The following is a 6,075-nucleotide window of genomic DNA, read 5'->3' on the forward strand; positions in this document are numbered from 1 at the left end:
TCCGCGCCCGCGTCGAGCACACCTTCGCCCGCATGAAGAACTGGAAAATCCTCCGCGACTGCCGCCAGAAAGGAGACGGCCTCCACCACGCCGTCGCCACCATGCACAACCTCACCATGACCGGCTGAACCAACAGGTCAAACACACCACTTTGACCTGCCCACACCCACCCTTCTGCAACAACCTTTAGAAGGGGGGTGCCGGATCCGCCGTCAGGGCAGTGAGCCAGGCCGTATATGCGGCCCGGCGGGGGCAGTCGGCGGTGGAGCGGGGGGTGGCTGGGCAGCCGTCGGGCCGGCAGTCGGCCAGCCGGTGATCGCGGTGGGGGACAGCTCGGCGGTCAGTGAGGGCCGCGGAGATCTGGGCAAGGCGGCAGTCGGGCAGGGCGTCCCGGTTGGCCGGGTTGCGGAAGGAGTGGCCGCCGTCGTCGGTGCGGACGCCGCGGGCGTCGGTGCTCCACCGGGACGGGCCAGCCACGCCCTGGCGGCGCAGTACGGCCGCGGCCAGCCGACCAGGTTCGGGGACGCCGAGGCGGTCGCGTAGGACGACCGCGAGCCGTTCGCCCGCGCGGGACGGCGGCTCGTGGTCGCCGAGCGCGGGCAGCAGCAGAAGCATCCGGAGACCGGGGTCGGTGGTGGTGCCGCCGGGCAGGCCGTTGTCGGCCGCGCCGGCCAGTTCGTCCCAGGACAGCCCCGGCCCCCGCCAGTGCCCGGCGTCCCGCGCGAGGGGTTCGGCTTGCGCCCAGGCGGGGTGGTGGATCAGGTAGTCGACGGCGGCGTCCTTGTCGTCGTTCTGGTAGACCACGTGCAGGCGGAGGCCGCCGGCGAGTGGAACGGTGAACACCGGCCGGTCGGCCCCAGCCCATAGTCCACGCGAGAACGCCCGGGCGACGCGGGGGTCGCGGGGTCCCAGCCAGGAGCGGGGTATCCCCTCGCGGAGGCAGGCGCTCAGGTGCTGCCACCAGAACAGCGGCTCGTCCAAGAGATCGGGGCGGTGGGCGAAGCCCCCGGCATCGTGGCGGAACAGGCGGATCGGATGCAGAGCAGGCGGCACGGACACAGGACCATGGTCGTACATCTGCGAGTTCCCGAGCCGCCCGGGTCTCCGGGAACGGCCCCGGCCTCCAGCGGCCCGACTTTGGTCGGCCTTCCCCCGCGCTGCTGGAGCGTGCCGTACGCGGCTACGCCCGCTTCCTCGCCGACCCGGACCCGGACGCCGACAGGGGCGACCACGGCCAGGCCGACGACGCGGCGGGCCTGCGGTGAGCGGGACCTACGCCGTGCTCCACGATCCCGAGGGCCTGCTAGACGCCGAACTGCCCTTGGACCGCGCCCCGCACGAGGCCCTCATCACCGCCGTCCTCGCGTGGAAGGACCCGGACCTCGCTCCCCGCGACTACGAGTAGATCGCCCTCCAGCTCACCGGACACGCCCGCGCCCTCGCCGCCGACGTCCGACGTCTCGCCGCCGCCCTGCCCAAGAGCGACGGCCGCGGCGCCCTCGCCGAAGTCATCCTTTGCGAAGCCGACGGTCGCCTGTCCGCCCCGCTCCAGGGCACCGCCCGCTGCGTCCAGAACCGCGCCCGCCGCGTACAGGCCCTCTACACCCGGCTGGACCGCCTCACCGAATCCGCCCCGGCCACCGCCTAGTTCGCCGGGGGAGCGGCCCGAAGATCCCGGGGCCTACACGCACGCCAGCGCGATGCCGCAGCTCAGACCCTCCGGGCATCGCACCCCAGTGCGTGTAGGACCTTGGGCGATGCCACTGACCCCTGGATGGGAACCGGTTGCGTACGCCGCAGACGGCCGTCACATGCAGGCATATGCCTTGCTACTGCACGTCCTGGGGCAGGATGCTCATCCCTGTGAATACATCGCTTCGACAGCCAAATGACGGCACTGGCCTTCTCGGCGAGCACTACAGCCGCCGAAACTGTCCGCAAGCCACCCGGGATGGCGAGCCGGTGGGGCGGTGGATAGCCCTGGACGAGTCTGGATGGGATGGAGATCAGCTCCATGGCGAAGACCGTAGCCGCTACCTGACCATCGGATCTGTGGCCATCAGCGACGAAGACGCCGCCGACCTGGTCGATGGCCTCCGCCGAATCGCACGGATCCAGGCCCCTGAACTGAAGTTCAGCACCTCCTTCGCCAAGGACGGGCAGACCCAACGACGCAAGGCTCTCGCCGAGCTGCTCGGCCCTGGCGGCGCCCTCGAGGGGAGAGCATCCGTGTATGTCCTGGACAAGCATTACTTCATCGTGGGAAAGCTCATCGACCTCTTTGTCGAGGAGCAGACGTACAAGCAGGGCCTGGATATCCGGAACACCGGCATCGCCCGCAAAATGGCCCGGGACCTATTCAGTGAGGGCCCGAGAGCCCTCGGGCCAGCACTCTTCAACCGGCTGCTCGCCGCCACGGTCGCCTTCGCCTCGTATAAGAACCGCGACCAACAGGTCAGCGTCGACGACTTCTACGACGTCGTCGAAGAAGCGTGGGCACGCTCATCCCGGCGAAACGTAACCTCTCTCCTGGAACTGCTGCGTACCACCCGGGCGGAGGCCCGCGAGTACCTCAATGACGCCTTCGGGCCAGACGCATCACTTCTTGCCGCGCTGGAACCTCTGATCCCAGCTGTGGCCGCAGTAACGGGGAACTGGTCCCGTCGGATGGGCCGGGTCAACATCCTTACTGACGACCAACGCACGCTGACCGACCAGCACCTGGACAGCATCGCCGACGACGCTCGTGGCCTGGGGCATCCTGAGTTCCGCTACCTTTCACGGGATGTGAGCCTGGGTGAGCTCTTGCGCGGCAAGTCAAGCCATCATCCGTCTCTGCAGCTGGCCGACCTGGTTGCTGGTGCAGGGTTCGCCGTGGCCAAGCGCCACGCTGGACACCTCACCCCCGCAGGAGAAGACCTCTACCCGGTGATCGTTCCGCTCATTGACCCTGCCGGGATGCTCTCTCACGACGATCCCAGCAGGGTTGCTCAAGCGGGTGCTCCGGTGCCAGCAAGCTAGTCTCCAGCCCCGTTGATTAACCAGGAAGGCCAATGTCTGGGCTGGTCAGAACGGTTGCAGCCCAAGCGCTGCAACCGTTCATGTAGTGCGATGCAGCTACGTTGCAGCCGCCCACTCCAGCCCGAGGCTGGCCAACGCGGCGAGTTTGTCGGCGGTGAGCTTGGCCCGTCTGGTTTTGCTGTTGCTGAGGAATACCCCGAGCTTGACCTCCGACCCGTCCGGCAGCACCTCTACGTGGGCTCTGGGGACGGTCAGCGTGCCCGTGCGGTTCTTGGTACTGCGCCAGGGCGGCTACGCCCCTCTCGAAGGTGCTCACGGGCGCCGTGGACGCCTCCGCTCCGGCAGGCATTCCGAGCTCCTGGACGTGGGGTACGACGCCGATGGCTTCCAGACGCGCCCGCTGCCCATCGGCCAGGGCCGCCCACACCTCGGGCTGGCGCTGCCGGGCCAGCCACTTCCCGATGTCCATGCCGTGCACGGTGACCCCGGGTTCGACGTAGCCGAGGATCGTCTCCTCGGCCAGCATCTCGCGCACGACGGCGTAGTGCCGCTGCCATTCCGCCGGCCACGAGGGGTTCCAGTCCTCGTCGATCGCCCGTAGCGCGGCCTCCCATTCAGGGTGGCCGTCCAGCGCACCGGGACGGCGGAGGTTGGACAGCCACTGCCCGATCGGCCTGTCGAGCGCGGCCGCCGACCTTGGAGCACACAGCGTCCAGTGCTCTTGGTAGTACACCCGGGCCGCCGCCAGGTTCTCCTGGAACCGCGCGTCGGCCGCCGACCAGGCCATGCCCAGCTTCTCCAGCCGCGCCGCCCGCCGGCCACTCATCTGCCCCGCCCCGAACGCACGCCGCTGCTCCGCGACCCACTGCCCGAGCGGGAACGCGCCCTCCTTGCGCTCGTACGGCACCCGGGCGTGGCCCTCGCGCTCCACGTACTCCTTGAGCTTCGCCCAGCCCCGCGCCCAGTCCTGCCGCTCCGTGTCGATCACGTTGAAGGACACCCAGTTCGCGACCATCACCGGATCACGCGGAGCCGCAAAGCGGAGCAGCAGGCGGGTTTCTTCCTCGTTATCGGCGGGCGCGGTGCCGATGTATTCGGAGGGCTGCGCGACGTTCTTCTGCGGCTCCTGCGGAATGGCCAGCAATTCGACGGCCTCTTCGTCGTGAGCCCGTAGACCCTCAAGAACCTTCACCAGCGGCTTGTACGAACCGGAAGTGAACATGTCCTCCGGGCTTTCGTCGGGCTGGAGGAATACTGGCACGATCAGAGAAGCGAGCTTTCCCTGTCCGGGCTTCTGCCGCAGTGCGCGGCCGATGGCCTGGACGATGTCGTGCGGGGCGCCCTTGGGGTCCAGGAGCGCCACGGAGTCCACGGCCCGAATGTCCACGCCCTCCCCGAGGACGCGGCAGTTGGAGAGCACGGCCCGCCGGGCGGTGGTCCCGAACTTGCCCAGGACGTCGCGCCGGCGCTCGGGGACGTGCTCGCCGCACAGCCAGTCCGCCCAGATCTCGGACGGGTACTTCTCGGGCTGGTCGGCGTGCAGCCGCTTGGCCACGCGCTGAAGGCCCTCCGCGTACGCCGCAGCCTCTATGGTCCGGTGGTGGAAGGTGATGCACGTCGACAGGTTGTGCTGCTCCATCGTGTGGAGCAACGCGGCCTGGAGCGCGCCGAGGCGCTGCCCGCGGACCTCCTCGGTGTGCCGCTCCTCGCCCATCAGCTTCTCGGGTGTGACGACCGGGTCCTGGAGCTCCAGGACGATGATCTGGTACCGCGCCAGCAGCTTCCGCGACACGGCCGATGCGAGCGAGAGCTTGTAGAGGACCGGGCCGAAGACCTTCTCGTCGTCCATGGAGGCCGCCATCTCGCGCGGCAGCGGGTCACGCACCCCTTCGGCGACCTCGCGGTTCAACCGCTCCTCCCAGATCCGCGGTGTGGCCGTCAGGTACAGCCGGCGACGCGCCGGGATCTTCATCTGGTCATGGATGTCCGCCCACGCCTTACCCATCGACCCACTGGTCCGGTGCGCCTCATCGACCACCGCCAGGTCCACCGGCGCGAGCTTCTGCCCGTAGGCGCCCTCAAACGCCTCCACGAGCACGCCCAGCGAGGCGTAGGTGGCGTAGATGGTCACCGGCCCGGCGCTGTGCCACAGGGCCAGCTGCACGGGGTTCGTGGTGGACCGCACCCCCAGGTGCCACAGCTCCGGGTCGTCCAGCGGCGAGCACACCATCACGGCCGGCCCCTTGGGCCCGGCACCGTGCCACGCCTTCACGGTCTGCGCCAGGAGATCCAGGGTCGGCACCACCACGAGAATGCGGCCCTTGGGCACAATCCGCTTCGCGGAAGCCGCCGCGATGATGGTCTTTCCCGTTCCGCACGCGGCGTGCACCTGCCCACGCAGACCATTCCAGGGAATGCCGCCCGGCGGGATATCGAGGCCGCGCACGATGGTGACTACGGCCTCAATCTGGTGTTCACGAAGTTTCACGGACATTCCCGCGTTCTCCTTTCTTGTGGAATGCGGCGCGTAAATAGGAATGAGAGTCCGGCGCGGTGACTGGCGGGTCGGGGTGATGTGTCTGATCCCAGACTCTACACACTCAGCACCGTGATGCATCACCCACGCGACAGCTTCCCCTGTAGGCTGATACTTGGATGAATCTCGCCCCACACGTACGGTTCATAGAGTATGCTGGCGGGGTATTCGTGAACGTGAGCAGCCGGTTTCGAGGGTGGGGAAGTGGTCAGGGTGGAGCGCAGCGGAGCCCGTCACTGCGGTGGGGCCGGCACCCGATCGGGCCGACGGTCCGTCACCCTCGTTGCGGGCGTGGTGGGTGGAAACCCCAAGCCTTACACAGGCCCGCGCCTGATGCACCCCTCGTAGCCAGCCCGGGTGATCGCGCTTGCGCGGTCGCCTCCAATTCGCGCTTGCGCGAATTGTATTCCGTCAAGAATTCCGCTTACGGAATTCCATTCCCGCGCTTGCGCGGGAATCCGAATTGCGCTTGCGCAATTCGTTCTCTATGCCCCGACTTGTCGGGGCATAGCCCGCTC

2 protein-coding genes and 3 pseudogenes are annotated in these 6,075 nt (G+C 68.4%); 3 read left to right on the plus strand and 2 right to left on the minus strand.

The window, feature by feature from the left end; genetic code table 11:
• Window positions 1-128, plus strand: a pseudogene (locus ACFVDM_RS38270) (IS5/IS1182 family transposase); the annotation flags it as partial.
• A gap of 58 nt (window positions 129-186) precedes the next feature.
• Here the strand turns inward: ACFVDM_RS38270 and ACFVDM_RS38275 are convergent.
• Window positions 187-1,059, minus strand: a complete 873-nt coding sequence (locus tag ACFVDM_RS38275) for a hypothetical protein (RefSeq protein WP_383651464.1) — start codon at window positions 1,057-1,059, stop codon at window positions 187-189.
• A gap of 202 nt (window positions 1,060-1,261) precedes the next feature.
• Between ACFVDM_RS38275 and ACFVDM_RS38280 the strand changes: the two are divergent.
• A pseudogene (locus ACFVDM_RS38280) lies at window positions 1,262-1,648 on the plus strand (DUF6415 family natural product biosynthesis protein).
• Window positions 1,649-2,052: 404 nt separating this feature from the next.
• Window positions 2,053-3,021, plus strand: a complete 969-nt coding sequence (locus tag ACFVDM_RS38285; protein ID WP_383651468.1) for a hypothetical protein — start codon at window positions 2,053-2,055, stop codon at window positions 3,019-3,021.
• Window positions 3,022-3,117: 96 nt separating this feature from the next.
• On the opposite strand, the pseudogene ACFVDM_RS38290 reads toward ACFVDM_RS38285, so the two are convergent.
• Window positions 3,118-5,515, minus strand: a pseudogene (locus tag ACFVDM_RS38290) (Helicase associated domain protein).
• Window positions 5,516-6,075: the final 560 nt, after the last annotated feature.

Source organism: Streptomyces sp. NPDC057682, from assembly GCF_042799575.1.
Lineage (GTDB): Bacteria > Actinomycetota > Actinomycetes > Streptomycetales > Streptomycetaceae > Streptomyces.